This is a genomic window from Bowmanella yangjiangensis (assembly GCF_017255015.1).
In the GTDB taxonomy this organism is placed as follows: domain Bacteria; phylum Pseudomonadota; class Gammaproteobacteria; order Enterobacterales; family Alteromonadaceae; genus Bowmanella; species Bowmanella yangjiangensis.
On the sequence record NZ_JAFKCS010000535.1, the window covers coordinates 1 to 516 of the forward strand.

Genomic DNA, 516 nt, shown 5'->3' on the forward strand with positions numbered 1-516 from the left:
CGGCATGGCCGAGTGCGCCGTGATTCACCAGGCCGACCACCTGGCCCAGTTCGAACGGCGCGAAGCCTGCGCCGCCCTGTATCGCCCCTTCCTCTGCGAACGCCCGCTGCCGGCACGCAGTCCCGGCAGCACGCGCCTGCACGCGGGCCAGCTGCTGAACCTGGAGAAGCGCTGCGAGCCGCGTCGCCCGCCACGCCAGCAGCACGCCGTGCTGCTGCATGACGAGGGTCAGCGCTGGGCGGTCGAGCTGAGCGAACTGGGCTTCTTCGGCGGCCGCCTGCAGGGCGACCTGCCCGCCGACCTGCCGCAGCGGGGCTGGCGACTGAGCCACGGTGACCTGCCTGAACAGCACCTGATACCTCTGCGCCACGACGAGCAGGGCCTGGCTTTCGTGTTCGCGCATAGCGATGCCGCGGCCAGCCAGGCGCTGGCCGAACGCTTCCAACCCGCACCACTGCCTGCTGCCGCCTGCGCCTGACTCGCGGCGGCGGGCGCCCGCTCCTACACCTGTGCCTG

Annotated in this window: 1 protein-coding gene; it reads left to right on the forward strand. The window is 72.3% G+C overall.

Features of this window, described 5'->3' with window-relative positions:
• Positions 1–478: hypothetical protein (locus J0A65_RS25525; protein ID WP_206597016.1), on the forward strand; the 478-nt coding region annotated here is incomplete at its 5' end.
• Positions 479–516 lie beyond the last annotated feature (38 nt).